The organism is Chitinophaga ginsengisoli, from assembly GCF_003014595.1.
GTDB lineage: Bacteria > Bacteroidota > Bacteroidia > Chitinophagales > Chitinophagaceae > Chitinophaga > Chitinophaga ginsengisoli.
Genome location: NZ_PYGK01000003.1, coordinates 638,952 through 665,554, shown reverse-complemented (window position 1 = coordinate 665,554; position 26,603 = coordinate 638,952). Strand labels below are relative to the sequence as shown.

The 26,603-nt window shown below is 47.5% G+C and carries 23 protein-coding genes; 8 read left to right on the top strand and 15 right to left on the bottom strand.

Features of this window, described 5'->3' with window-relative positions; translation table 11 throughout:
* Nucleotide 1 precedes the first annotated feature (1 nt).
* Genes CLV42_RS10620 through CLV42_RS10600 form a run of 5 tightly spaced genes read right to left on the bottom strand, consistent with a single transcriptional unit; the run spans nucleotide 2 to nucleotide 3,446 of the window.
* A complete protein-coding gene (locus tag CLV42_RS10620) occupies nucleotides 2–733 on the bottom strand; it encodes a metallophosphoesterase family protein (protein WP_106601881.1) in 732 nt (243 codons plus the stop codon).
* On the bottom strand, nucleotides 734–1,663 hold the full coding sequence (locus CLV42_RS10615; protein WP_106601880.1) for an ADP-ribosylglycohydrolase family protein: 930 nt from the start codon (nucleotides 1,661–1,663) through the stop codon (nucleotides 734–736). It lies immediately after the preceding gene.
* A gap of 9 nt (nucleotides 1,664–1,672) precedes the next feature.
* Nucleotides 1,673–2,215: an RNA 2'-phosphotransferase gene (locus tag CLV42_RS10610; RefSeq protein WP_106601879.1), complete on the bottom strand. Its 543-nt coding sequence runs from the start codon at nucleotides 2,213–2,215 to the stop codon at nucleotides 1,673–1,675.
* Between the two features lie 5 nt (nucleotides 2,216–2,220).
* Nucleotides 2,221–2,766, bottom strand: a complete 546-nt coding sequence (locus CLV42_RS10605) for an NADAR family protein (protein ID WP_106601878.1) — start codon at nucleotides 2,764–2,766, stop codon at nucleotides 2,221–2,223.
* Between the two features lie 2 nt (nucleotides 2,767–2,768).
* Nucleotides 2,769–3,446 carry an NUDIX hydrolase gene (locus tag CLV42_RS10600; RefSeq protein WP_106601877.1) on the bottom strand — a complete coding sequence of 226 codons (678 nt, stop codon included), beginning with the start codon at nucleotides 3,444–3,446 and terminating at the stop codon, nucleotides 2,769–2,771.
* A 349-nt stretch (nucleotides 3,447–3,795) separates the two neighbouring features.
* Between CLV42_RS10600 and CLV42_RS10595 the strand changes: the two genes are divergently transcribed.
* The 4 genes from CLV42_RS10595 (at nucleotide 3,796) to CLV42_RS10580 (ending at nucleotide 6,649) form a co-directional block, all read left to right on the top strand.
* Nucleotides 3,796–4,059, top strand: coding sequence for a hypothetical protein (locus CLV42_RS10595; protein ID WP_245901586.1), 264 nt, complete (start codon nucleotides 3,796–3,798; stop codon nucleotides 4,057–4,059).
* A 182-nt stretch (nucleotides 4,060–4,241) separates the two neighbouring features.
* Complete coding sequence (locus CLV42_RS10590; protein WP_106601876.1) at nucleotides 4,242–5,078, top strand: hypothetical protein; 837 nt, start codon at nucleotides 4,242–4,244, stop codon at nucleotides 5,076–5,078.
* 95 nt (nucleotides 5,079–5,173) lie between these two features.
* Nucleotides 5,174–5,671, top strand: coding sequence for a hypothetical protein (locus CLV42_RS10585; protein WP_106601875.1), 498 nt, complete (start codon nucleotides 5,174–5,176; stop codon nucleotides 5,669–5,671).
* Nucleotides 5,672–5,683: 12 nt separating this feature from the next.
* On the top strand, nucleotides 5,684–6,649 hold the full coding sequence (locus CLV42_RS10580) for an HTTM domain-containing protein (RefSeq protein ID WP_106601874.1): 966 nt from the start codon (nucleotides 5,684–5,686) through the stop codon (nucleotides 6,647–6,649).
* A gap of 24 nt (nucleotides 6,650–6,673) precedes the next feature.
* Here the strand turns inward: CLV42_RS10580 and CLV42_RS10575 are convergent, their stop codons facing one another.
* Nucleotides 6,674–7,342, bottom strand: coding sequence for a DUF1345 domain-containing protein (locus CLV42_RS10575; RefSeq protein WP_106601873.1), 669 nt, complete (start codon nucleotides 7,340–7,342; stop codon nucleotides 6,674–6,676).
* A gap of 124 nt (nucleotides 7,343–7,466) precedes the next feature.
* Here CLV42_RS10575 and CLV42_RS10570 point away from each other — a divergent pair, with 124 nt between their 5' ends.
* Nucleotides 7,467–8,711, top strand: coding sequence for a DEAD/DEAH box helicase (locus CLV42_RS10570; protein WP_106601872.1), 1,245 nt, complete (start codon nucleotides 7,467–7,469; stop codon nucleotides 8,709–8,711).
* 15 nt (nucleotides 8,712–8,726) lie between these two features.
* Here the strand turns inward: CLV42_RS10570 and CLV42_RS10565 are convergent, their stop codons facing one another.
* From CLV42_RS10565 to CLV42_RS10530, 8 genes are all read right to left on the bottom strand, one after another.
* Nucleotides 8,727–9,926, bottom strand: a complete 1,200-nt coding sequence (locus tag CLV42_RS10565) for a hypothetical protein (RefSeq protein WP_106601871.1) — start codon at nucleotides 9,924–9,926, stop codon at nucleotides 8,727–8,729.
* A 314-nt stretch (nucleotides 9,927–10,240) separates the two neighbouring features.
* Nucleotides 10,241–11,887, bottom strand: a complete 1,647-nt coding sequence (locus CLV42_RS10560) for an NAD(P)/FAD-dependent oxidoreductase (RefSeq protein ID WP_106601870.1) — start codon at nucleotides 11,885–11,887, stop codon at nucleotides 10,241–10,243.
* Nucleotides 11,888–12,065: 178 nt separating this feature from the next.
* Entirely contained in the window at nucleotides 12,066–13,067 is a 1,002-nt protein-coding gene (locus tag CLV42_RS10555; RefSeq protein WP_106601869.1) for a helix-turn-helix domain-containing protein, read from the bottom strand.
* A 209-nt stretch (nucleotides 13,068–13,276) separates the two neighbouring features.
* Complete coding sequence (locus CLV42_RS10550; protein WP_106601868.1) at nucleotides 13,277–13,816, bottom strand: hypothetical protein; 540 nt, start codon at nucleotides 13,814–13,816, stop codon at nucleotides 13,277–13,279.
* 121 nt (nucleotides 13,817–13,937) lie between these two features.
* Complete coding sequence (locus CLV42_RS10545; protein ID WP_106601867.1) at nucleotides 13,938–16,577, bottom strand: glycoside hydrolase family 2 protein; 2,640 nt, start codon at nucleotides 16,575–16,577, stop codon at nucleotides 13,938–13,940.
* A gap of 132 nt (nucleotides 16,578–16,709) precedes the next feature.
* On the bottom strand, nucleotides 16,710–17,699 hold the full coding sequence (locus tag CLV42_RS10540) for a hypothetical protein (RefSeq protein ID WP_106601866.1): 990 nt from the start codon (nucleotides 17,697–17,699) through the stop codon (nucleotides 16,710–16,712).
* Nucleotides 17,700–17,711: 12 nt separating this feature from the next.
* Entirely contained in the window at nucleotides 17,712–18,845 is a 1,134-nt protein-coding gene (locus CLV42_RS10535) for a FecR family protein (protein ID WP_106601865.1), read from the bottom strand.
* A 70-nt stretch (nucleotides 18,846–18,915) separates the two neighbouring features.
* Nucleotides 18,916–19,464, bottom strand: coding sequence for an RNA polymerase sigma factor (locus CLV42_RS10530; protein ID WP_106601864.1), 549 nt, complete (start codon nucleotides 19,462–19,464; stop codon nucleotides 18,916–18,918).
* Between the two features lie 207 nt (nucleotides 19,465–19,671).
* Between CLV42_RS10530 and CLV42_RS10525 the strand changes: the two genes are divergently transcribed.
* From CLV42_RS10525 to CLV42_RS10515, 3 genes are read left to right on the top strand one after another with little or no spacing between them, the layout of a single operon-like run.
* Entirely contained in the window at nucleotides 19,672–22,659 is a 2,988-nt protein-coding gene (locus CLV42_RS10525; protein ID WP_170117457.1) for a SusC/RagA family TonB-linked outer membrane protein, read from the top strand.
* A gap of 10 nt (nucleotides 22,660–22,669) precedes the next feature.
* Nucleotides 22,670–24,022, top strand: a complete 1,353-nt coding sequence (locus tag CLV42_RS10520) for a RagB/SusD family nutrient uptake outer membrane protein (RefSeq protein ID WP_106601862.1) — start codon at nucleotides 22,670–22,672, stop codon at nucleotides 24,020–24,022.
* A 59-nt stretch (nucleotides 24,023–24,081) separates the two neighbouring features.
* Complete coding sequence (locus CLV42_RS10515) at nucleotides 24,082–24,426, top strand: hypothetical protein (RefSeq protein ID WP_106601861.1); 345 nt, start codon at nucleotides 24,082–24,084, stop codon at nucleotides 24,424–24,426.
* Here the strand turns inward: CLV42_RS10515 and CLV42_RS10510 are convergent.
* Nucleotides 24,420–26,594, bottom strand: coding sequence for an alpha/beta hydrolase family protein (locus CLV42_RS10510; protein WP_106601860.1), 2,175 nt, complete (start codon nucleotides 26,592–26,594; stop codon nucleotides 24,420–24,422). The genes CLV42_RS10515 and CLV42_RS10510 overlap by 7 nt on opposite strands.
* Nucleotides 26,595–26,603 lie beyond the last annotated feature (9 nt).

Sequence of the window (26,603 nt, the reverse complement as noted above, 5' to 3'; positions counted from 1 at the left end):
CTTACCGGTTCCTTCCTTTCTCATTCGGATACAATTGTTGTACAGGATCACTCTGCCAGAACTTCTTTGTATCAATATCCATGGCCGTCAGTTTCCCATAAAAAGCCGCCCCTGTGTCTACATTCCATACATTACAACCGTTCATTGGTATATCCACATCATAGTTGATGGTAGGGGTGTGACCAATAAAGATCTCATTAAAGACTAACAATCTTTTTGGGAATAACTTGGAATCTTTCTTGATACGCTTGTCCATGGTAATAGCCATTTCCCACAACGTTCTATCCCAGTGGTAGCTGGTGTCATATCTTTCCATGGCAGGGCCATGCATGGACGTAAAACCTGCATGTATGAACAATCTGTTTTCCGCATCGATCACATAATCTTTCATCCGGTTGAAGAAAATGATATGACTATTCTTTTGCGACTGACTATATCCGTCATAGCTGGCGACTGTCTCTCTGCCTCCATTGAATTGCCAGGTCTGGTCAGGGTATCCTCCCATTAACCACGACTCGCACCAGGCATCATGATTCCCTTTGATGAAGGTGCAATGGTATTGTTTTTCCAGCTGCATGAGATAGTCAATGACCTGTGCAGATTGAGACCAGCCATCAACATAGTCGCCCAGAAAGATGAGCTGATCATCCGCTTTCAGTTTAACCCTTTCAAGCACTTGTTCCAATGCTCTCAGTGCGCCATGTATATCCCCAATTACAAACGTCCGCGCCATTTACCTGTAAATTTTGGCTTGCAAGTTAATAATCAACTGGTCAATTGCATCTCTTTTAGCCAAAACATTTAACCAGTCGGCCGGAATTGCCTCCCAACTGTAGAGTAATCCTGCCAGCCCGCCGGTTACTGCTGCTGTCGTGTCTGTATCGTCTCCGAGATTTACGGCCTGTAGTACAGCTTCGCTGTAAGAGCCAGTATTGAGCAGGCACCAGAGCGCCGCTTCTAATGTGCGTAGCACATATCCGGTGCCATGGATTTCTTCTATGGGTAACTGTGGCAGCTCTCCTGATAGGATCTTGCTGAAGTAAGGTGCTTCACTGTTCTGCAGAAAATCTGTCAGTGTGAAGCAGATTTCTTCATATGCACTTTCTTTGGACTGTCCATTCAGTATCGCCAGGGCAAATTCGAGGTAAATAAAGCAGGCATTAACAGACCGTAGGTGTGCATGGGTAAGAGAAGATACTTCCTGTACATGTTTGAAACGTTCTTCTATGGGCATGTCTTTTATATAAAAGAGCAGTGGCAGGATGCGCATCAGGGAACCGTTTCCATTGCTACCTTCCGTCCTGCCTCCGGCAAGTGTAGGAGGAGTACCGGTTTGCAATCGGGTAATCGCTTCTGCTGTGGCTATGCCTATGTCAAATACATTTCCATGGGGTGTCCAGTAACCATAATTCTTCCAGTTAACAAAACGGTTAGCCAGATTCTGTAGATCATACCCTTTGCATAACATCTCCGCAAGACAAAATGTAAGAGCACTATCGTCAGACCAGGTACCTGCTGGTTGATGATGTGTGCCATATTCTCTCATCCCTGTAACAGGATCACGAAGTAGTAAACTCCTGGAACGGAATTCCACCGGTACTCCCAATGCATCGCCTGTTGCGACTCCCAGTAAAGCATCTTTAATAAAGTTCCTGTTGGACATTGGTCTCGTTTAGAAATTTATATACTTCGCCGGCACATGATCCGTCAGCCAGACGCCATTATCCGACAGATAGAACAGAAACCCGTCCTTATGCATCGCCCCGCTGTTAATATTAAGTATCACCGGAGCACCTCTGCGGCTCCCCACTTTAACAGCCGTTTCCCTGTCACGGCTCAGGTGCAGGTGTTGGCGGCTCATCCTTTGTAGTCCTTCTTTGTGAATGCTATCCAGAAACTTCGCTACTGTACCATGATAAAGATATTCCGGTGGCTCCTGCGGATCCAGTCCCAGGGAGATATTCACAGAATGTCCCTGGCTGGCGCGTATTTTATTATAATCTTCGCTGAAAGCGAAACGTTGTTTGTCGTTCGTGATGACTACTTCTTCTAGTTGATCAAAAGAAATGCGATGCCCCTTGGCATTCATTTTAGCGATCAGTTCATCTACATCAGTCCAGCCGTTCTCATCGAGTGTGATACCGATGACTTCCGGCTGATGGCGTAGGATCAGGCTCAGAAATTTGCTGATGCTTTTTGTTTGTTGTTCGTTCATTGTATCTATTGTTTAAGTTGGTCCCTGACTTCCATCAGGGCATATCCCAGAAGGTTCCTTCCCCGCCAGAGGCTGGGGTTCTCCGCATGTTCATGATTGGCACCCATTCCGATTCCCCAGATGCGGTCCAGTGGACTAGCTTCTACGATGATCGTATCGCCGGTACTGATCAGGAATTCTTTCATTTTGGGATATTGAGAGAATTTGAGCAGGTTCCCGTTCACTACGATGTTGAATTTTTTTGCATCCCAGATAGTGGGATCAAAATGTTGCACAAGCCTGCCCAGCTTTTTGGCAGCTGCCGGTGTAGAGGCCTTAAGTATTTTTTCTTCAGAGGCAGCATCGTTGAACAACCTTGCTTTTTCAGCCATCATCCAGTGTTCTGCTGTGGGGTAAACATGTTGTTCATCTTTGAACGCTGCTGGCCACCACTGGCTGAAACAGCTCTTGGTGACATTACCAGGTTCTCCTTTATGTCCCCAGAAGAAAGTGTAGGTTAACTTTTCCTTAGCCCGATACCTTTGTATCAGCCATTCATTATTGTATTTCATAGTTAGACATTTATCTGGAAGCTATTCTTCTTTAATTTTTTGTTGAACTTATATAGATCAGGATGCCTGTTCTGCGAGCCTTCTCTTTTCTTCCCGGTATTAATAATATATTCCGAGTCGAGGATCTTCCTTCTGAAATTGCGGCGGTCAATAGTCGTATCCAGTATACACTCATATAGTTCGTGCAACTCCGGCATGGTGAACAGATCATCCAGCAGCTCAAATCCCACGGGGAAATAGGTGATCTTGGAACGTAGGCGCTGGAGTGCCTGCTGGAAGATGCTATCATGATCAAACCCCAGAGCAGGTAATTCATTGATGTTGAACCAGCTCACGTCATTGGCCATGCTACCGGCAGCAATCGCTACTTTGGAGGGATTGACAAGCGCATAATGGGCAACGGATATGGCCCGGCCACGGGGATCGCGGTCTGGTTCATCAAAAGAGTATAATTGCTCCAGGTAAACGTCATCCATTCCCAGTTTGGTTTTCAGTACCCTGGAACAAGCATCCTTGAAGCGTTCTTCCATTTGCAGGAAGGCGCCGGGTAGCACCCAGCGGTCTTTAAAGGGCGCTTCCTTTCTGTTCAGGAGTAAAACGGACAGCTGCTGCTGACTGTAACCGAATACGACAAGGTCCACTGCAAGAGAGGGGTTCTGGTAACTATGAAAGGGTTTCATGTACTCTTTGTGTTAATCCGACGCAAAGGTAGTAAATATTCTAATATCAATTTCACAACTGCTGTGATGTAGCAGCAGACTATTATATCTTCGTGTCATCAATAAAGGAAAGACGGCCTTTTATCATCCATGAAAATTTCAATACCCTATTAAGTTAACCCCGTCACGACACAAAATGTAAACCCATGAAAAGGAAAAAAGCAAAGCGCTCATTGTTAACACTGGCAAACTTCGATAAGCACAAAAGAACATCGCAAGGAAACCGATATTAATATATTGACAGCGGACATGCTGTTAACAATGTCATCCTGTTGTTACCCCCGTTCACCCTACAAAATCAGACCACAAAATGAAAAATGTAAGATTCGCATTAATGGCGGTAGCCGTTACCCTCGCTGCCGGAACAGCGGTAGCTACCAATCTGCAAAACAAGGCTGAACGTGCTGAAATCAAGTACTACAAAACCAGTACGGGCGAGTTTGCTGTAGCAGGCATCAAAGATTATGATTACGTATGTGCATGGGATCATTTCGGTACCTGTACCTATACGTTCGACAGTGCTACCGGCACCTACAAACCAAGCGAGGCCGGCAAGATCCTGTTCCTCAGATAGAGCTGTAGAAAGAAATTATGAAACAGATGGGCTGCATAGGGTAGCCCATCTGTTGAATTTTCCATTGTTTACGTATTTATACGTAGTAAAACAGGAGTTTTTGCACTTGACGGGTAGGTTGAATTGATCGAATTTTGAGTCATCGATTTATTCATTCAATTAACCACAAACCCCAAAAGAAAATGCGTAAACATCTCTTGTTTACAGGCGTGGCTGCAATAGCTGCCCTGTCACTGTTTTCCTGCAAAAAAGATCAGCAGGCTAACCCACAATCATCTATAGGTTCCACGACTGAAACCGGCGCAAGACTAGCCGGCACAGATGAACTGGATGCTATCCTGAAAGATCTTTCACCGGATACCTACCTGTTGGCTTTTGATGGACTCCCCACCAACGACTACATTACCAAAGCCCGTTATGGCAGCCTGTCTGAAGAAACACAGTTCTTTGGCCCCGGTGGTCGCCCGCCATTCCCGGAACTGGCTAAGATCGGTTATGACAAGATCCCCTTCAGGAAGATCTGGATCAAAACCTGTCCTACCATGATCCCCATCCTGGATATTGCTTCCCGCGCAGCAGCATTGGCTCAGAAAGTTGACCCCAAACAGTTCTTTGATCTGGGTGTATATGAAGTCGGTAAAGGACAACAACTGCTTGCTACCAAGACCTTCCTGGCTGCCGGTGCACGTTTAGTGCCCGATGCGGTAGATCAGAAAGTGATCGGACAGGCAACACTGTCAAAATTCCGTTTGTCAATCCCAGCCGGTACACTTCCTTACTTTACCCGTGGTTTCTATGGCACTGCTGATATTACACAAGTGCCTACCGCTGGCGCCCGTCTGACTATCTACAACGGCCTGAAATGGGAAGATATCCTCAGAAGAAGGTTCCCCAACCTGATCGGTTGTTTCGACCCGCAGATCCTGAAAGATATCCGCGCCAATTTTGCCCGCCTGGATAGCCGCTTCGAAAAACTGAATGTTGAAGAAATAGCCGGTGGCGCCGTAATCGGATTCTAAGCTTTTCACACACGGTTCAATTGGAAATAGCATCCGGGAATGACGGCCTTCCCGGTGCTATTTCTACTCCTTTCCTGACTTTTTAAGCATCCCTTATGATATCAATAAAACATGGCTGCTGGATAGGGCTCGCCATTTTCCACCTGACGATAGCCGCCTTACACGCTGCTCACCTGGAAGAATGGACAACACACAAATCCTGGTGGCTGAAACAGATCACCGCCTATGGCGACTATACCGGCAGCGGGAATATCTTCAGCTTTTTCGCACCACATATCGGCAATGAAATAGCGGTGGTGTATACGCTGGCAGATGGAAGGGAACAGCGGGTCACCCGGCTGGAAAGCAGCAATACGGAGTGTAACCGCCGCATACAGACTATCTACAATTTCTTCAGCATAGACGAAGCCCAGTCATTGCTGGCCAAGAGCTGTGCTGCTTATATGTTACGTGAAAATCCTTCCAGCCAGATGGTACGGGTGACCGTCATCGGTAAGAGGGTACCGGATATGGCCGCCTACCGCGCTGGCGCTACGCCAAAGTGGGAGCCATTCCTGGTGAAAGATTTTAAAAAGAGACCCACCACCCTTTAAAACGTATCCACTATGCTTAGCCATCTTAAACGTTTCTTCCTGGCTCCTTCCACGGGCGAGCCACTGGCATTTTTCAGAATAGCGATTGCCCTGTTGGGATTAGTCCAGGGCGGCTGGCTGGCGGGGAGCATTACCCTGTTGTACGGCGCTAATGGACTGGTACCCTGGTCTATCAGCAGTGGTATTGTAGACCCTTATATGCCTCAATTATCCTGGTTGCAGCCATTGGCCAATGCAACAGGCATTGCGGCAGATACCTGGGTATATGTACTGATGGGAGTTTATCTGTGCAGTCTGATGGTATTACTGGTGGGTAAATTCACCCGCTACGCGGCCTTTATTGCATGGGCCCTACAGTTTACGTTTATCAACACCGGCTTTATGGCGGCATATGGTGTGGAAACGTTTATGCATATTGCCTTGTTCTATTGTATGCTGATGCCGGTGGGGAATGTTTATGCCTGGGATAACTTTTCGCGTCATACCAAACCCGTAGCTAATGAATGGAACACCTTATCGATCCGCGTCTTACAACTGCACCTGTGTGTGGTATACATTGCTTCAGGTGTTGAAAAGGCCATGGGTATTCAATGGTGGAATGGGGAAGCCATCTGGCAGACCCTGATGCAGGGACAGTTTGCCCGTTTTGATATGCACTGGATGGCCAGTTACCCGCTGTTGGCCAAGGTGATCGGCTGGAGCACACTGCTACTGGAGATGGGTTATCCGTTCTTTATCTGGTGGCGCCGCACCCGCCCCTATGGCTATCTGGCCATTGTAGGGATGCATCTGGGCATTGCCCTCTTCATGGGATTACAGTTATTCTCTTCTATCATGATCATTTTTAATACCGCCGCTTTTGGCTGGCCTTACCTGCAACGGGCCTACAAGACAATTGTACAGCCCCTGCGGGAAAGAAAACGTCTGCAAAGAGCCGGACAGCTGGCCACACAGGCATTCTGGCATCAATATGAATAATAGGGTCTGCATTCATTGTAGTCGTTAACCCCTCAGTCCTGCCACCAGGTTGATCGTCAGTGCTACCACAAAGGTATTCAGCAGAAAGGCCAGCAGGCCGTGTACCAGCACTATGCGGCGCAGCTTGCGGTCACTGATCTGCACGTCTGATACCTGGAAGGTCATCCCGATCACAAAGGAGAAATAGGCAAAATCCAGGTAGTCTGGCTCTGGTTCTTCCGGGAATTCCAGGCCTCCTGCCTGTTTTTTCACTTTATCCTCATCGTCGTCGTAGTAGATATGGGCATAGTGGAAGGCAAACATGGTATGCACCATGGCCCAGGACAACAGGATCCCTGCGATGGCTACCGACGAAAAGAGCAGTTTGTCTGCTTCTTTAGACTCGTCGGATATCATAAGCAGCAATACCATCAGCATACTGACAAAAGAGGCCAGCAGGATCACTACGAACACGAATGCCCGGCTGCCATCCTCCTTTCTGGCATATTTCCGGATCTCATCCACACTGCGGTTAAAGAACACAAACCAGCAGGTGATGTTATAGGCAAGGGCAAATACATCCCACAATAACACTACTTTAATAAGCGGCGGTAGGGATGCCGCTTGGGTAAACACAAATACCAGCCCGGCTATGCCTGCGCTGATCAATATGCGGTGTATCGGGTGCAATTTGACGAAGATTCTGCCTCTCATGGAATCGAATTATCTTTAAAGATAACTATTAGCAGGTTGTGTGCCAACGCCTGGTATTACTGACACCGAATCAGCAGATATCCCCCTTTTCGCCAATGTCAGTTGCTAGCCTTATCTTTGCCGCATGAAGTTTGAGCAGTACCATATATCCGAAGAGATTAAGAGAAGTTTAGCCGAGTTGGGTTTTAGACGTCCTACGGATATTCAATTTAAGGCAATTCCTTCCATTCTGAAGGGAGATGATGTATTGGCTATCGCACAGACAGGAACCGGTAAAACAGCCGCTTTTGCCATTCCTGTGCTGCATATGCTGCAAAGATACCATCCCCGGAAAACGAAAGGAGAAGTGAGATGCCTGGTAATGGTACCGACCCGTGAACTGGCTGTCCAGATCTCGGAAGTGTTTGAGAACATCGCGAAATACACAAAACTGAACATATTAGGGCTGCATGGTGGCGTAGACCAGGCGCCACAGCTGAAGAAGCTGGCCCAGGGTGTGGATGTACTGATTGCCACACCGGGACGTATGTTTGACCTGATCAGCCAGGGCTTTATTGACCTCGGCCAGACAGAAATCCTGATCCTGGATGAGGCAGACCATATGCTGGCCCTTGGGTTCATCCGCGATATCCGGGATGTGCTGAAACACCTGCCCCGTAAGCACCAGACCCTGTTCTTCTCTGCTACCATCGATGAAGACATCAAAGACCTGGCTTATTCCGTCGTAAGGAACCCTATCAGGATCCAGGTGTCTCCGCAGGATCCCGTATCCAAGAACGTACAGCATGCCGTAGCCTACGTGGAGATGGATGACAAGCGTTTCTTCCTGGAAAGACTGGTGAAAGAATTCCCCGATAGTAAGATCCTCGTGTTTGTACGCACAAAAGTGCGTGCGGAGAGGGTCGTAGCTGCCATGGAGCGTGTAGGTATCAAATCACTGGCTATGCATGGCGGCAAGGAGCAGGATGACAGGCTGCAGGTAATGGATGAGTTCAAGAAGGGAGATGTCAAACTCCTGATCACGACCGATGTAAACGCCCGCGGTATTGATATTCCGGATGTGGATTATGTGGTGAACTACGACCTGCCGGATGTTCCGGAGAACTATGTACACCGTGTGGGACGTACAGGCCGTGGCGTTAAAAAGGGACAGGCTGTCTCTTTCTGTAGTGAGGAAGAAAAGCCGGTGCTGGAGGCGATCCATGCCTACATTGGCAAGGATATCACCGTAATGAAAATAGACAAGAACGATTACCGGGAAACGATCAGTTTCTCTGAAGATATCCCTAATGATAACTGGCAGCTACTGCTGGATGAGCATAACAAACAGCAGGAAATGCTGAAGAAAAAGAAAAAGAAGAAAAAGTAAGCCATGTATAGTGGCTTACAATCCTTTTCTCAGCTGGTAGGTTTTCCTGACGAGTGAATGCGCCAGGTCCTCCATCTTTTTTAATGTCTCCCCTGAAATGTGATAGTAGTTTGACTGGAACGAGTTTCCTTCGAAAGCCTCTTTCTTCTGCACAGAGAAGCAGAGTGCCAGCAGGCGGAATACATCCTGCATGTTCCTGTTTTCTATAATACCCGCTTCTTTTAAGATCCTGAAGAGTGCTGCCAGCTCCGGCAGTGTCAGGCTGGTTTGCAGCTTGAAATTTTCCGGAAGGGTTTTGAATTGCTGGACACTTTTGGAAGAATGCCGTTTCATGCCCGACTGCAGGTATTTACTTTCCACCAGTAGCCATTCCTTCAGTAATGCGATAATAGACGGCGCATCATGACTATAAGCCAGTCCTTGTTTTACGGGTATCTGGCAGAGTGTTTTATGAATGAAGGACAACAGGTCCAGCTGCGTATGCGTGTCTGGCAGTTCTAATAACTGCTGACTGATATAAGAAGTGCAATAATGATAATAATCCGTGCTGTTGAAGTTGAGGGAAAAGAGTAACTGCTGCAATAAACCATGTTCCATGGTATTGTCTTCCTGCGACCAGTATTTGAGCAGTGCCTGTTGTAGTTCACGGAGGAAGTCCAGCTGATAATAATTCATCTTATTGGGTACTTCCGGCAGGAAGGCATCATACAGACCGAGGATCATCAGTTGTAGTTCTCTGCAAGTTTCGTCTGTTTCAGCAAACCAGCTGCGGATCACAGAAAGACCGGGAGCGATGCGTTGCCGCATCAGTTCCCGGTATACGTTTGGCGTGACCGCCATTTTATTATAAAACCTGGCATAGGTAAGCATGAGGTAGAGAATGAGATCTTCCAGCTGGTGGCAGATATCATTACAGAGGTAGCGCCATTCGTCGTATTCCACAGGCGCAGAAGTTTCTACTTCCAGCCAGCTGAAAGGCACGTCGTTGCAAAGCGCGGTGAGTTTTTCCTGGCAGGTACTCACATATTTATGAAGGGTTTGTTCACTGATGCCTGCAGCTAAACATTCTTCAAATTCAAGCGTGATCTCCTCTATAGCAGCCAGCGACTGTTTATGCAGGGTACTGGCTATTTCATAGGCAGATGGGTCGTCCGGGCGTGGTGGGTGCTGCATACAATCCAGCAGCCGTTGCAGTGGTAACAATGGCGTTCGCATGGAAAAATAAATTAGGAATTAGAAATCTTAACCGCCATCTCTTGCTGTTGCAGGAAAATGGCCCGGGTGTGGTGTGTGCCGCTACCAGGCCAATAGTCCTACAGCCGGGTCAACGATCAGCGTAATCGCGACGCTGAGGAAACAGTGGCATGAAGCGCCGGATGAACTTTGTGGTTACGAGGGAAATTTAATCTGTTAACCTCGCATTAACTTATTTCAATGTTGAAAGGTGTATCATTACATCCTGATTGAATTTTTTAGTCTGTATACATGTAGCCGGGCACTCCTGTCCGGCTAATTTCATGTATAGCTGATCAGGCGTGCTGTCCCGTTTTTTCTTCATGATACTCCTGTTCCGTATTGATGGACCAGATGTTATCCTTCCCTGTTTCACCAGCAATGATATTGTCTACTGCCACCATCGCTGTGAGCATGGAGTGGTCAGCGTTGTTGTACTTGTGCATACCATTCCTTCCTACGAGGAAGAGATTTGGAAAGGTGTTCACATATTGTTTCACTTCATCAAATCTTTCATAGGCGCCGAAATAAGCGGGATAGGTTTTCTCCACACGCAACACGGTAGAATCCAGCACATCGCTCGCATTGGCTAAGCCTATTTTCTGCAGTTCACGGATGGCAAGTGCGGAGATCCTTTCATCAGGCAGTTTCCAGAAATCGTCTGTTTCATTACAGAAGAATTCCATACCTACCCAGGCGGTGTTAGGATCGTTTACCAGGTAAGGACTCCAGTTGTTGAACAGCTGCAGTCGGCCTACCTTGACGTCTTTTTCCTGTATGTAGATCCAGGTATCTTTCAGCTGTAAAGGCTTCCATTTACCGGTTCGCTTATCCTGTTCGGAAAGGTTTTTAAGGAGAATGCCTACAGTGATGAAATCACGGTATTGCAGTCCGGCAGCTACCTCGCGTACATTCTGCGGAATGTCTGCCTCCATGCTGGCGATGAGCTCTTTTATAGGCATGGTGCTGAAGAAATAGTCCCCTTTTAATTCTATAGTCTGGAGGTCTTGTTTGTTGAAGGCCTCTACGGCGGTCACCTTACCGTCTTGTGTATTGACAGAGATCACGTCGTGGTGCATCAGGATGGTACCGCCCATTTCCTGTACCTGGCGGGCCACTTCTTCCCACAACTGGCCGGGGCCGAGTTTAGGGTAGAGGAACTGCTCTATCAGGCTTGTTTCGGTATCTTTCTGGGCGATGTCTCCTGGTGTTTTCTTTTTCTTTTTAACGGCCGATTGGACCGCGTGTTGGATCGCCTTGCGGATGCTCACGCCTTTGATGCGTTGTGCGCCCCATTCTGCCGGAATTTCGTGGCAGGGTACCCCCCATACTTTTTCCGTATAGTCTTTAAAGAATAGTCTGTAGAGTGTTTTACCAAAGCGGTTGATCATAAAGTCTTCCAGGCTATTTTCCGGTTTACGGGGAGATAGCTGGGCCTGAAGGTAGGAAACCAGGATAGAGATGGTGGTGCCTATTCCCAGTTTCCTTAGTGTATCGATAGAAAGCTGTATCGGGTAAGTAAAAAATTTGCGCAGGAAGTAGATGCGGGAGAGACGTTCCCTCACCAACATTACTTTGTCGCTGTTGCCGGAAGTAACGCTTTCACCGGGTGTTACCTGCCGGGATTTGTTCTGATAGCTGATGGTGAACTGTTCATTGCCTGTTTCCTGGGCAGGGAGTATGTTCAGCCACCAGTTCATCACACGGTCTGATTTTGAAAAGAAGCGGTGACCGCCAATGTCCATGCGGTTACCTTTATAATTAATGGTCTTTGAGATACCACCAATGTCTCCTGACTTTTCCAGTATTACCGGAATGATGTCGGATCTCTTCAACAATTCGTATGCGGCCGTTAATCCGGCGGGGCCAGCTCCTATAATAATAGCTTTTCTTTTTACAGGAACCTGGCTATCTGTTTGTGGTATTAAAATGGGTTGATCCATGGGCTAACTTTTGGAGAAACTATTAAATGGTAGTATGCAGTTTTCGTTCTTTCCAAAGGTAGTTGTGCCAGGCAGAAGAGAACTTAGGAGATGAGGAGAAAAACTTTGGAGGGAAGGGTATAGGGGGCATAAAAAAAGCTCCTGACGGAGCTTTGTGGTGAACAATGCAAAATGAAATTTACATGCTTCTGCGCAATGCAGCCAGATTGCAGCCGTAGTGCTTTTCCACGTCTCTGACCATGTCTTCTATGTGGGAATAGCCACCCACAAGGGCAAGGTCCCGCAGGGTACATGCCCGCTGCATGAGCGTGTGATAGATCATGTTCATTTTCACCATGTGCAGGAAAGGTGTGATGCCGATACTGAACTGTGCCCGGAACCCCTGTGCCAGTTTCACCCCCGGCATATTGAACATTTTGGCGATTTCCTGCACCGTATGGTTAATGTGCGGATGTTCAGTCAGGTAGGTGAAGATCTGGTTAAAAAGGGCCGTTTGCGCCTCGGTAGGAGGCCTGATCTCGTCAGCGATGGCATCCTGCTGGGCGAAGTTGAGGAAAAGGTCCAGGCAGCACCGCTGCAGGAAGTAGGCGGCAGGCATTTCTACATACCGGCACGACAGGATACTCTGGATCAGCATATTACAAACAGCATTAATACGGTAAGGCTTTTCGTTAATAACGCTGGATTTCCTTTGTACCCTTTTGTTGGCGAGATAATAAAGACCCGGGTACTGTTGTACGAGCACCATCATGTCTGATGGCAGTATATTAATATGGAATGAAAGAATTTTCTTCCCCCCCTGCATGGGTACACGGGGCATGTGGGAATAGAGGTTGAACAGGTTGCACTGTCTTTCCTCCAGGGTAAAAGTATTCGTTTTAACTAACTCAGCGCGCAGGGTGTCTTCATACATAAAATGCAGCGCCCATATATGGAAGGGCGTGTACGGGCGCAGCACAATGTCGTTACAGGCAAATACATCATGCAGCCATAAAGAAAATGGGCCTAGTTGTATATGCTGTGACAGCACATTGTAATCGTCATCCTGTTCATAATATAAGCCAGCGTAGGGTATGATAAGGGGCAGATACTCGGAAGGTACGTTCGCAGCAGGAAAATAGGCCTGGTCGAGGCGATCAATCAACAATAATTTGTTCTCTTCGAATAATGTAGGGTACATAATCGCGTTTTAACGGTCTATTTTGATTCAACACATGAACTATCATTTAAAGACCAGGCAGCAATCCGCTATTGGCTTGCATGGGGGCTGGTGATACTTGAACAATGCTTTATCGTTAAGCCGGTTTCGTTGGTGTATTCCATCGGGAATCGAAAAACGACAATCGCTATATACTTTAGCTAAGCTAGTAAATTGGAAAGTTAAGTTCGTTAATGAGATGTTAATGGGAGCAAAAAATTCTTCAAACTCAAGCTGGATAAGAACAAATACACTTCCTGCAAGGCTTCCAGGATCTGTTTCTCCTGCTGTCCGGGAGCAGTAAACACCTGTAATATTGTCTTGTTGCCTGCTATTAATGGTTCCTGCGCTGTATAACGGCTAAGTAGCTGGTTCTCATAATGATTCCAGGCCTGCACCGTAGGCGCGAGAATGTGAATGTTGAAGGTCCCTAAAGGATTTGCTGGGGTGGAATTAAAACTCCCACGGATATACAGCGATGGTTCAAAATTATCATAGGTTAATTCCAATCCTTCCATATCGGACCAACGATGATCTCCGGTAAGCTGACTTATACTTTTTTTAAGCGCGCGAATACGTTTTGCCTGTGCATTCATGACATGCTTATTATATGCTTCATAAAATTGGATGAGTGTATCAATTCTTTCCGCATTGTCATGGAAGTAGAAGCCCCAGTCTTCAATCCGTGTTTTGTCAAAAGTATCGAGTAGTTCGGTATAGTGAGCAATCATGAGAGGGAAGATAAAGTTGGTTCGATGCTAAGCTAACAAATGAAAAGTAAAAAGAAGTTAATATGAAGTTAATGTGCCAGCTGCGCATCTGGTGTGAGATGCGCAGCTGGCATGGGTTTATTTAGTTCCAGGTTTTTTCCCCTTTCTTCATTTTTTCGAGGGTGTCTTTGAAGACCGTTTCACGTGGGTCTCCTTCTACTGCTTTTTGCTCCCACTTTATAGCTTCCTGTTGGTTGCCTAGTTTATGTAGCAAATTTGCATAAGTATCCATCATCATTGGTACTTGTTCGTCTTCCAGACTATACTTACTCCATAGAAGTGCAGATCTCAATAGTGAAGTGTCTGATACATTTTCGAACACTGCCCAGGCGAAATCATTTAACATACCACTTGATACGCTTTTCCTGTATTTATCGATTAATGTAGATGCTGCAGGAACGAAGTTATTCCAATCTTTATGGTTTATGTAATGAATTGCTTTAGCATTCAATAAAATTTCCTCACCAGGAGATCCATATTTTGGGACTATCTTTTTTTCTAATTCGTTCCAGTCTGGATTCGCATCAGGTCCGGAAACATAAGCTTTGATTTCGTCATTGAATACAACAGACTTTATTTTATTTCTTACATTGTCATCACCAATTAATTCACCTGCTTTTTGTTGGTTTTTGAATAAGATATTAAAGCCAGGATCCTTGGTAGATCTTGTGAAACGATTGATAAAGGTCATATTCCTGAATGTGAATGGATCAGACATGCTATTGATATATGCAGCACTCAAATCGGGAACAGATTTATCGTCTTTTAAACGTACTGCCATGAGTGTCAGATCCCTTACAAACTCCGGATCTTTTTTGCCGTTATGAAACTGTTGTAACAGCGTTGCATATTGCAGGTCAGGATTAGCAGTGTCAGCCACTTTGGCTTGGAAAACGCCAGGCGCAGCTGCATAACTTTCTGCTTGCTTCAGTATCTGGCTGTGAATCTTCCTGAGATCTTCATCAGCTATTTTGATGACTTCCCGATCGTAGGTCATCATACCATTTTCTTCTGTTTCCACATCAAATGGCTCGGTATAAATAGAGCCAGACAAGCCTTTTTCTTCCAGGGATTTCAGGCTCTTTACCATGGAATCATACTTCGCTTTAAAAGCACTCGCAGGCACCTGTATATAGCCCCAACCTTCCATATCATTCCACTGATGTTTTAAAGTAGGAACTCTCACACCTCCCCATTCACCTAACACACGCGCCTTGCCAGGCAATGCAGGTGGAATGCCTGGACCAGGATAATCATGAATATCGGTCAGATCGCTGCTTGCCCATTTTTTTGAATCTTCAGGCGCACCACGGTCATAGTTCTCGCCAGTATGGCCGTTCACTATACGTGAGGGATCTGTCTGTTTCATCCATTCTGTCAGACGTTGCTGATCATAGCGTGCCCAACCTTCGTTAAACAATACCCAGGTGACAATGCTTGGGTAGTTATATAACTGAGCTATGTTTTCCTTGTTTTCTTTTTCAAATTCATTCTTTGCTTCTGCCTTGTCGTTCGCACAGGTTACCATATCCTGCCATACCAGCATACCAGCTTTATCCGCATGATAATACCAACGAGCGGGCTCTAATTTGATGTGCTTTCGGATCGTATTATACCCCATGTTCCTGATGGCCATGATATCAAATTTCAAGGCTTCATCTGTCGGCGCAGTATATAATCCCTCTGGCCAGAAACCCTGGTCTAATACGCCTAAATTATAGGTGTATTTATTATTCAGGAAGATGCGTTCCATTCCTTTCTCGTCTTTCTTCACTTCTATTTTACGCATACCGAAATAACTGCCAATGGTATCCACTACTTTGCCTTTGTACAGCAGCTTTACATTGAGATTGTACAAATATGGTTGATCAGGGCTCCAAAGCCGTGCATTAGGCACCGGTAGCAACAGTTGTGTATTGGGCTTACCCTTTACTTTCTTACCATTAGAAGCCACAGCTTCCACAGAGTATTCACGCTCTTTACCGGCAGTGATCACTTCCAGTTTTAAGTTGCCTTTATCAATATCCGGTGTGATGCGGATGTTGTTGATATAAGCAGCCGGTACGGTTTCCATCCATACCGTCTGCCAGATACCGCTGCTGGCGGTATACATGATATTCTGCGGGTTCAATACCTGCTTGCCATGAGGATTGATACCCTGATCGGTGGGGTCGAATACGGATACTTCCAGCTCGTTATCACCATCCTGCAATGCATCGGTGATATCGAAAGAGAAGTTTTGATAGCCGCCGGTATGGCCGCCGATCTCTTTGCCATTGATGTAGACAGTGGCCTGCCAGTCAACAGCGCCGAAATGTAGTAATACCCGTTTATCGCCGGTGATGTCTGGCTTGGTGATAGTGCGTTTATACCAAAGGCGCTGCGTAGGCTGTAATGGCTTTTTTACACCGGACAGGGCTGATTCCAACGGAAATGGTACCAGTATCTGTCCCTCGAACTGTGTAGGCATGGCAGCATCTTTCGGGGTGATGGTGTACTGCCATAATCCATTTAGGTTCTGCCATTGGTTCCTGACCATCTGTGGTCTTGGATACTCGGGCAGTACGTTTTGGGGATTTACATTTTTAGCCCATCTTGTTTGAATACTGACAGGTTGCATCTGCCAGGAGGATTTGGAGTTAATGGGCGCCTGTGCGTGGATATATTCATGCGATGCACACAACAATGCAATGGCAGCCGCTGCTACATTCAATCTCTTCATGGTTGGAATTTAAAGCTAGTTATTCATAATGTGTATTCACAATGTGGTATCTACAGCCTGACGTATACAGACTGTAGGAATAACTAGTTGCATTCCGAAAAGAATGGTAACAGCTTTGCCCAATATTGATCCCTACTTTTTCACTTTGAACGCATAGTAGGCTTCCAGTTGCTTCACCATTTCACCCACATCTTTAAAATCAGCTGCGTCTGCTAAAACCGGTAGCGAGCAGTTCTTTTTATGCAGCAGGTGAAAGGTCATCATCATACGGATCATGTGATTGAGATCTTCCACGGAGATGGCATAATGCTGCAGGAATCCCTGGGATAATTCAGCCGCAGGCAGGTGAAACATCCAGGACAGCTCTGCCAGCGAATACTTTTTGTATGGCTGCTCTATCAGGAACTTAAAGATCTGTCTGTAAGTTTCCTGGTGTTCAAGACTGCTGAACAGGAAGGGTTCATGCGCATGCGCTTCCCTTTGGGCATAGTTCAGCAGCAGGTCCAGGATGCTGCGATAAATGAACGTATGCGCCTTCCTGCCTGTATAACGACAAGTCAGGACCCGTTGTATGAGCAGATCGCACACCGCACTGATCGGATGCGGATGCTCATTGAGCACACTGCTTGTTGCAGGGCTCGGACGACTCAGCAGTTCTGTGAGTACAGGGTACTTTGCCATCAGCCTTGGAAAGAACTCCGGGCGGATGTTAACATGTACGGACAGTACTTTCCTGTTGGCCTCCATGGGGATAGGATGTAAGCCCGGGTGCAGGTTGAACAGGTTGCATTCCCGCTCTTCGAGCTGATAAGGAGGATTCCCCAGGTTTTCTATTACCAGGCTATCCTCATACATAAAATGCAGTGTCCAGATGTGATAAGGCGTGTATGGTAATAATGTGATCCTCTCCTTTGCAAAAACATCGTGCATCCATAGTGAAAATGGACCAGCGCCAATGTGCTGGGAGAGTATTTCACAATCCCCGTCTTCCCTGAAATACAAACCTGCATAGGGGATGACCAGTTTAAGGTACTCCAGTGGCAGGCAGTTGGCAGTAATGTAAGACTGTCTGTCCTTTTCGATTAATAGGAGTTTGTTAGCTTTAAATAATGTTGATCGCATAGCAATTTTTGTTTACGGTCGGAATAACAAATGCACAATAGTGTCTCCGTTTTTAAATTGGTAGTCAATGTTATCGAGTGTTTTTAATCGTTCCAGGAATTGTTCGAGTGGCGCCTCTTTTTCCAGGCGGGATGAATATCTCTTCTCTGCTGTGGCCTTTGAATCAATGACGACCTTCACACGGTAAGTACGCGCAATGACATCAGCGATCTCCGATATGGGCGTATTCTCAAATACATAATAACCGCTTTTCCAGGAAAATACTGTTCGGGCATCAAAAGCTGCGGCCCTGGGTCTTACTCCTGGTTGGTAGTTGACCGCCATTCCAGGCTGCAATAAAGCATCGCCATCATTCGTGAGCAGTTTAACGGCGCCCGATTCCAGGGCTACTTTTACCTGGCCACTATCATAGGTGTTGACGTTGAAGGAAGTTCCCAATACGGCTACAGTACTCTTCGGTAAATGTACCCGGAAGGGCTGTTCTTCATTTTTCGCTACCGCGAAATAGGCTTCCCCGTCCACCCTTACTTCCCGGCTGTCGTCGAATGCCAGCGGCATTTCCAGTGTGGTGGCTGCATTGATCGTCACCTCCGTTCCATCCGGCAAACGAACGGCATAGTCTTTCCCCGGTGGAACAATTAAGCGGGCTATCGAAGACCCTTCGCCGCCCGACCAGGACAATTTCCCGTCTTCCTCCTGGAAAATGATCCCGTTCACTGTCTGTTGCTGCCCGCTGCCCAGGCGAAGCAATTGTCCGTCGGGCAGCTGCAGTGCAACAGTATTGAGGGCTAGAGGAGGGATAGGCGCCGGTAATACGGGTTGATAGTCCGGCCACATTATCTTGTAGACTACTGCGCATACCAGCAGTGACGCTGCTATACCCAGGGTAGTCCCTATGAATATCCTACGTCGTTTACGCCTCCTGGCAGTGGTAAATACCTGCTCTACAGGCAATTCCTCCTGCAGGCTTTTACGAACAGACTGCATATACGCGCCTGTCAGGTCACGGTGCATCTGTTGCCAGATGGCATACGCCTCCGGTTCCTCTGCGAGGAGCTTTTTGAGGGTGATACTGTCTTCTGGTGAAATGATCCCTGTTATTTCTTCCAGCACCAGTTGTTCAATATAGTCTGGATCTACCGGCATGATAATCCTGTAAAAGTCTGATCTACTATATAGTAGTTGCCGGGTATAAAAAAGTACTGGGGAAAAAGGGTTAATTTTTTCGGAGATGTTGGCGGAGAATCTTCAGTGCCTGCTGCATATGGTTCTTCGCAGTCTGTACTTTCATGTTCATGACAGCTGCGATCTCTTTCAATGTCTTTTTTTCGATATATGACATGATGAACACTTTCCTGCTCGTTGGGCTGATCAGGGCCATGGCAGCCTGCAACTGGTTACTGAGTTCTTTTGTTTCCAATGGCGATGTACCCGTGATGGTGGTAGTCAGCGAGGCATAGATCTGCTGACGGCTGTTACGGTTGACCTTTTTCCTGAGCAGATCCGCACAGCGTTGTTGTACCGCCCCTGTGAGATAGGCCCGCAGGCTGGTGTTGAATTGAACAGTAGTACGATGGTTCCACAACCAGATCAGCACTTCCTGCACCACATCTTTGGCTTCATCTTCATTTTTCAATAAGGTATAAGCCCTGGCAAACAACAGATCAAGATAACGTTGGTACAGCACAGTAAAAGCCGCCTCACTTCCCTGCCGGATGAGTAGAAATAGTTCGTCTTCTGAATAGTTGTTAATCGAAGCATTCATAAAAAAGACGCTGTTTTCTTTGTGAGTAAAAGTATCGATTTTGAAATGCGGACGCGTTAATAGCTCGTTAAAGGCTAAAATTAATCGGTGTGAGTACTTTTTGTTATTTATTACTACTAATATGATAACAACCACAAGGTTGTTTTTATGGGGATGCCCAAGCCAGCTATATTTTGCATACTCCTCCTCTTATTGCATACCTGTTGTTTGTACCAGGTAAAGGGACAGGTCTATCCCCGCGATAAAGTGACCATCGTGGGTCGGCAGCTTACCCTCATTGACATCTTTTCCAGCATAGAAAAACAGACGCATTACTATTTCAGCTATAATCCCTCAGAAGTGGACATACGCCGTACATTGGATGTCCGCTTCCGGAAAGCCGCTTTATCCGATGTGCTCAATGCCATCCTGAAAGGCGCTTATGCCTGGAAACTCGACGACCGCTCCATCAATGTAGAGAAAGCGGCATTGCTGATGGGAGCTCCCCGGCAGCCACTGGATATGCCCGATACGCCTACACTGATCATGGGCAAGGTGCTGGACGAAACCGTCATTATCGGTTATGGTACCACCACCCAACGGTTTAATACAGGCAACGTCACTACTGTAAAAGGCGACTTCATCGCCGGACAGTCAGGTACCAATGTGTTAATGGCCCTACAAGGCAGGGTGCCAGGTATGCTCATTACCCAAACCGGCGGGGTATCTGGCATGGCCATGAAAGTGCAGATCCGCGGACAAAACAGCCTGGTAAATGGTACACAACCACTCTTTATCATCAATGGTATTCCTTATAATCCCATTATGACCGGCGGACTAGGTTCGCAGATCTGGGGTGATAAGGCTTCTGCCTTCAACTTTGTCAACCCGGAAGATGTGGAAAGTATAGAAGTATTGAAAGATGCGGATGCTACTGCCATTTACGGCTCACGGGGCGCCAACGGCGTGGTGCTTATCACCACCCGCAAAGGCCAGCCAGGGAAAACACAGCTGACAGTGAATGTAAGCCGGGGCTTCGGACAAACAGCCCGGAAGGTGAAATTGCTGAATACCCCCCAATACATCGCCATGCGCCGGGAGGCATTCCGGAATGATGGTGTTACACCCACAGAGAGAAATGCTATCGACCTGCTGAAATGGGATACCAGCCGTTATACCGACTGGCAAAAGGAATTGATAGGAGGTACCGCTTCCCTAACGAATGTCCAGGCATCTGTATCTGGCGGAAATAAAAGCATGCAATACCTGCTGAGTGGTTACTACCGGAAAGAAGGCACTGTCTTCCCCGGCAATTTCGGGGATAACCGCGGCGGCGTACATTTCAGTACCAGCGGCGCCTCAGCCGACCAGCGCTTCAAAGCTACCTTTACCGGCAGCTTCATGGCCGATAAAACGACCTTACCGGGCCTTGATTTCACCAGTAAGATCATGCTGCCACCCAACGCGCCGACCGCTTACCTGGAAGACGGTAGCCTGAATTACGCCTGGCTGAATCCCTACATTGGCCTGGTAGGACCTCTTTTTGATGCGCATGTGAAAAATGTACTGGGTAACGCCGGACTACAATACCGGCTGCTACCCGGTCTTGTGCTGAAGACTACCATGGGCTATAACTGGCTGACGGGTAAATCGCAGACTATCCTCCCCATTGCTATGTATGCACCTCCCACGCGGAACACCAGAACAGGTTCTTTGCATCAATACGAATATGAGGCGATTTCCCGCATTATTGAACCCCAGTTGAGCTATGTATACCAGCAGCGTGCATTGAGGCTGGAATTGCTCCTGGGAGGCACTATACAGGGGTATAATGAAACGCGTGAGAATATCAACGGAGATGGTTTCAAAGACGACCTCCTGATCCGGAATATCGCTTATGCGGACAGTGTATACGGTAAAACAGAAGGTGCGGCTTACCGTTATGTGGCCTTGTTCGGCAGAACAGGCCTGAACTGGAAGAACCGCTACCTGCTGAACATCAGCTTGCGCCGCGATGGTAGCAGTCGTTTTGGCCCACGGAAACAGTTCGCCACTTTTGCTGCTGTCGGTGCCGGATGGATCTTTTCTGAGGAACCCTTCCTCTGTCACCTGCGGAAGGTGTTGAGTTTCGGTAAACTGCGACTGAGTTATGGTACCACTGGTAATGACCAGATAGGGGACTACCAATACCTGGACCAGTACAGTGATGTGAGCGGATCTTACCAAGGCGTAGTAGGCTTGCAACCGAGTCGTTTGTTCAACGCGGACTTCGCCTGGGAGCTGACACAGAAGTCAGAAGCAGGACTGGAACTGGGTTTCCTGAACGACAAGATCCTGTTCTCTGCCAGTCATTTCATTTACCGGTCTTCCAATCAGCTGGTGGCTTATCCTTTGCCGGATATCACCGGTGCTGGTAGCATCATCGGTAACCTGTCTGCCGTGATCCGGAATACGGGCTGGGAGTTCGTACTGTCTACAAAGCAAATCCGGAAGGATCAATTTGAATGGGCTTCTTCCTTCAATATTTCCTTTGGTCGCAATAAGCTGGTACAGTATCCGGATCCTACGATCGCAATTCCAGGTACATCCCGGTATGTGGAAGGAAAACCATTGTCACAGCTGTATGTGGCTACCTCCATGGGCGTAGATCCTGCAACAGGGGCTTACCTTTTTGCGGATGCAGATCGTCACCCGGTACCGGCGGAAAAAGCGGCAGAAACTCAGTCGGTGAACAGCTACCCGGTTTTCTTCGGCGGCTGGCAGAATAGCCTGCGGCTGGGACGTTTCCAGCTGGAAGTACTGTTGCAGTTTACAAAGCAGATGGGTATCAATACCACTTTTGATCCCAGCTTTATGCCGGGATACCAGCAGAATCAATATGCAGTGGTACTATCCAGGTGGCAGCGCCAGGGCGACATGACCGACCGCCAGCGCTATACCCAAAATGGCACTTTGCGGGAAGGATATAAGAAGGCTATACAAAGCGACCTGGGATATGAAGATGCCTCCTTTATACGCTGCCGTTACATGGAAGCTGCCTGGTTATTGCCGGAAAAAATGCAAGGCCGCCTGCACCTGCATGATAGCAGGTTGTACATACAGGCACAGAACCTGTTTACCCTGACCAACTATAAGGGATTGAACCCTGAGACGCAGTCACGTACAGCCATTCCTCCCCTGAGGGTGTTATCTGCCGGACTGAAAATATCGCTATAAACTGTTTGGAATGCGATACACAATATTGTTCATCTGCCTGCTGTTTTGCGGTAGCTGCCGCAAACTGCTGGATCCCGGAGACCCAATAGATGGCGCCACCTCGGGTACGGTATATCAGTCTGATGTCACTGCTGCCGCCGTGCTGACGGGATTGTTCTATAACATGAGCAACGAAGGGGCATTTATGGGAGGCGAAGGTATTTCCTATCTCTGTGGTCTCTCTGCCGACGAATTCCTGCTCCTGCAGGAAGATGAACTGGCCCTGTCTATGTATAAAAACCAGCTGACACCCGGCAATATACCGGTATGGGCACTGTTATATAAGTACATCTACCAGGCCAATGCCGCTATCGAAGGACTGACAGCTGCTACCCGCCTTACACCCGCCATCAGGCAGCAATTGACAGGTGAAGCAAAATTTATCAGGGCTTTCTGTTATTTCTACCTCGTGAACCTGTTTGATGAAGTGCCGCTGGTGACCGGCACCGATTATAAGGTAAATGCCAATATGCATCGTACACCGGTGGTAAAAGTGTATGAACTGATCATTAAAGACCTGGAAGATGCTGCGTCTTTATTGCGGACGGATTATCTGCAGGCTGATATTGTATCTGTTACAGCTGACCGGGTACGCCCCAACAAATGGGCAGCTACAGCTTTACTGGCCCGGGTGCAGCTGTACCGGAACAACTGGCAGGCGGCCATCACAGCGGCATCGGCGCTGATTGACAATAAGGCGGTATACGACATGGTGCCCTTATCAAATGTTTTTCTGAAAGACAGTAAAGAAGCTATCTGGCAGCTACAACCCGTGAACAGCACTTTTACGGGAGATGCATCGCTGTTTATACAACAGCGCCCTGTGCTTGCCGCGCCGGTTTTCCTGCAGACATTCGAAAAAGACGACCTGCGTAAACAAAACTGGCTAGGTAAAGACGCTGATTATCCTTACAAATATAAAGCAGCAGATCCCGACAAGCCGGTAACAGAATACCTCATGGTGTTACGGCTTTCGGAGCAATACCTCATCAGGGCAGAAGCGAGATTACACACAGCAGATAAAACCGGCGCCCTGGAAGATCTGATGGTGGTGCGGCGAAGGGCGGGCCTGCCTGCGCCTAAGGTGAATGGCACAGGCCAGCTGGATGAGGTGATACAACATGAGCGACAGGTGGAATTGTTTTCCGAATGGGGCCACCGTTGGTTAGATCTCAAACGTATCCACACTGTCAATACGGTGATGAAGGCCGCTACTGCTACCAAAGGCGGCGACTGGAAAGCATATCAGCAATGGTTCCCTATTCCCAGGAGCGAGCTGTTGTTAAACCCTAACCTTACGCAAAACGAGGGGTATCAGGAATAGACGCTGTCTCCAAATTCTTTTCCATTTTAGTCATCTACCTTTAATGCAAACGTTATGTTATGAAAAAGGCCAGGATTATTTTAGCATTCATTACCCTGGCTGCCGTTTTGGTGGGGACTACATCATTCAGGGCCAAACGGCGGCAACTCAGCAACCTGTTTTATCGCACTACAGGTGTTTTCTCTCAGAACGGCGCTTCAAGGGTGTTGACCTATGCCAAAGAAGCGCCCTATCGTACCTTCCAGACAGATACCTGGGAACTGCCGGTAAATGGTGGCCGGCCTTTGTACACCGGCACTACCCAGTCTACCACGACCGTAGGCGGGGATTTCTATTTCATTACGGTCGTAACAGGCTCTCCATGGCCTACCTGGCTGGGTATCTATGATGATAACGGTCAGTGAGCTTTCATCCAGTCCGGCGCTGGTGTACCTTTCAGGTAATGATCGAAGAACTGTTGCTGCCGGATGCTGAAATCCAGTTTCTGCGGGTCGCGGAATAACTGATGTCCTTCATCCCTATACTGGATCAACCATACAGGCTGCTGCAGCCGTCTTAGTGCAGTGAATAGCTCTATGCTTTGCGCAAAGGGTACCGCATTGTCGTTGTCGTTATGCATCAGGAGGAGGGGCGTATGCACCCTGTTCGCACGGATAACGGGGGAATTTTTGCTATATAGTCCGGGTCTGTCCCAGGGTGTAACGCCCATATTATTTTGTCCCTGTTCATACAACTGCTGCATGGCAGTACCTGTGATCTTCCTGATAGCCCCATACCCACTGAAAAAGTTGACAGGGCCAGCACTGGCTTGTGCTGCGGCAAAAAGATCACTGTGTGTGATGATATAGTTGGTGATATATCCACCGAAACTATGACCCTGCAATCCCATTTTCTGTTTATCTACCCAGGGGAAGGCAGACAGGTACTTTGCTGCCCCTAATACCGCCTTGGCAGCGCTTTTGCCGGGATGCCCCTTTTTTGTACGGATCTCCGGGATGCATACAATATATCCATTGCTGACATACGCCGGTACATTCAGCGGACCTTCACTTAATGCAGGCGGTAGGTACCTGTGCAGGTAGTCCTTACTCCGTTCATAGTAGTGAAAGATGACAGGGTATTTTTTCTGCGGATCAAAATTGGTGGGCTTGTATAACAATCCTTCTTTTGTTAATGTTACGGTCAGCCAATTATAGTCTGCCTCCGGCCGGATGTTGGTAACAGGCGTAAAGTGAATGAAATCATCCGTCAGTAACAGATTCGGGCTTTCTGTGGCCTGCATCCGCTGCAATAAGTAAATAGTGGTATCCTTCGCTTTAATGGGTTTATATTGGTCCAGCGGATATTGCGGCCAGTAGTATAAGCAGGCATCCATCGTACAGGGCACTAAACGACTATTGTTCCATCTCCAGAAACCATTGTCTTTTGTTTTTGTATCAAATGCTGCGAATATACCAGGGAATAATAGCCGGAAAATAGTATGCCCTTGTTTGCCCTGTGTCAGGTTCACAGCTGGTTTCGCCCCGGTTGGATCCACCTGCCAGACATCTTCTGTAGTATGCATAAAAACGGTGCTATCGCCTGCGGTCCATTGTGCAATACCAATACCCTTTAGTAAATCACGCGTATGACCTGTCGCTATCTCATAACAGCGGATGTATTGACTGGAAGGATCATACCATGTCATAAATCTTTCCCCGGGAGAAATACTGATGGGTACCAATAGTTGCTCCCTGTTCGCCGCGATCGTTTTCCGCGTACCGGTCTCCGTATCCACGAGATACAGGGTAGAGATCACGGCTTTGTTCCAATAGTATTCGGGGTAGTTGAGACTGTTTTGGGTAATGATATATCGCCCGCCATCCTGGTAGGCGACCTGTGTACCGGGTACATTGACGGGCAGTGTCTGCCCATCGTCCAACCGGATGACCACTGTGGTTGGAACAGGCGGCGGTGTTTGCAGATAGTTATCCTGGTAATGCCAGATCCGGATCTTTTCCGGGGTGGGCTGTTTATCAGTCAATAACTGACAGGTGATCCGTTTTCCATCTCTGGAAAACTGTAAAGGCCCCATGCAGCTATCGTGTAATATCCGGATCGTATCCACCTCCCGTTGGTAATAACGGAGCGTCTGATCGGTGATAAACGCCAGCTGTTGTCCATTGAATGCTACCTGGCTAACCGGGCCTTCATAGATTGTTTTACTGCGACCGGTATTGAGATCCGTCCATACAAGCGTATCGGATTTTTGCAGGATGAGCTGCTGTTGTGCAATAGCATAGGTGCTTATCGCCGGCCAATAAGCCACACTATCTGCCGTGACAATCGCCAGTGTATCGCCCGGCAGCTGGAATAGAAAACGCTTATCCGAAAAGGTGGGATTGAATCCACGGGGGAACTCCCTGTGGTCTGTATGATCCGCCTTGTGTAATACCAATATATCCCCTGTTGCCGGTGAGCCGTACTGGTACCATACATACTGTCCATCGTTTCGTATGCCGTAGTTGGATGACAGTCTCGTCCAGGTACGGTAACTCTCATTTGTAATAAGCGGTTTTTGGGACCACGCCATGAAATGGCA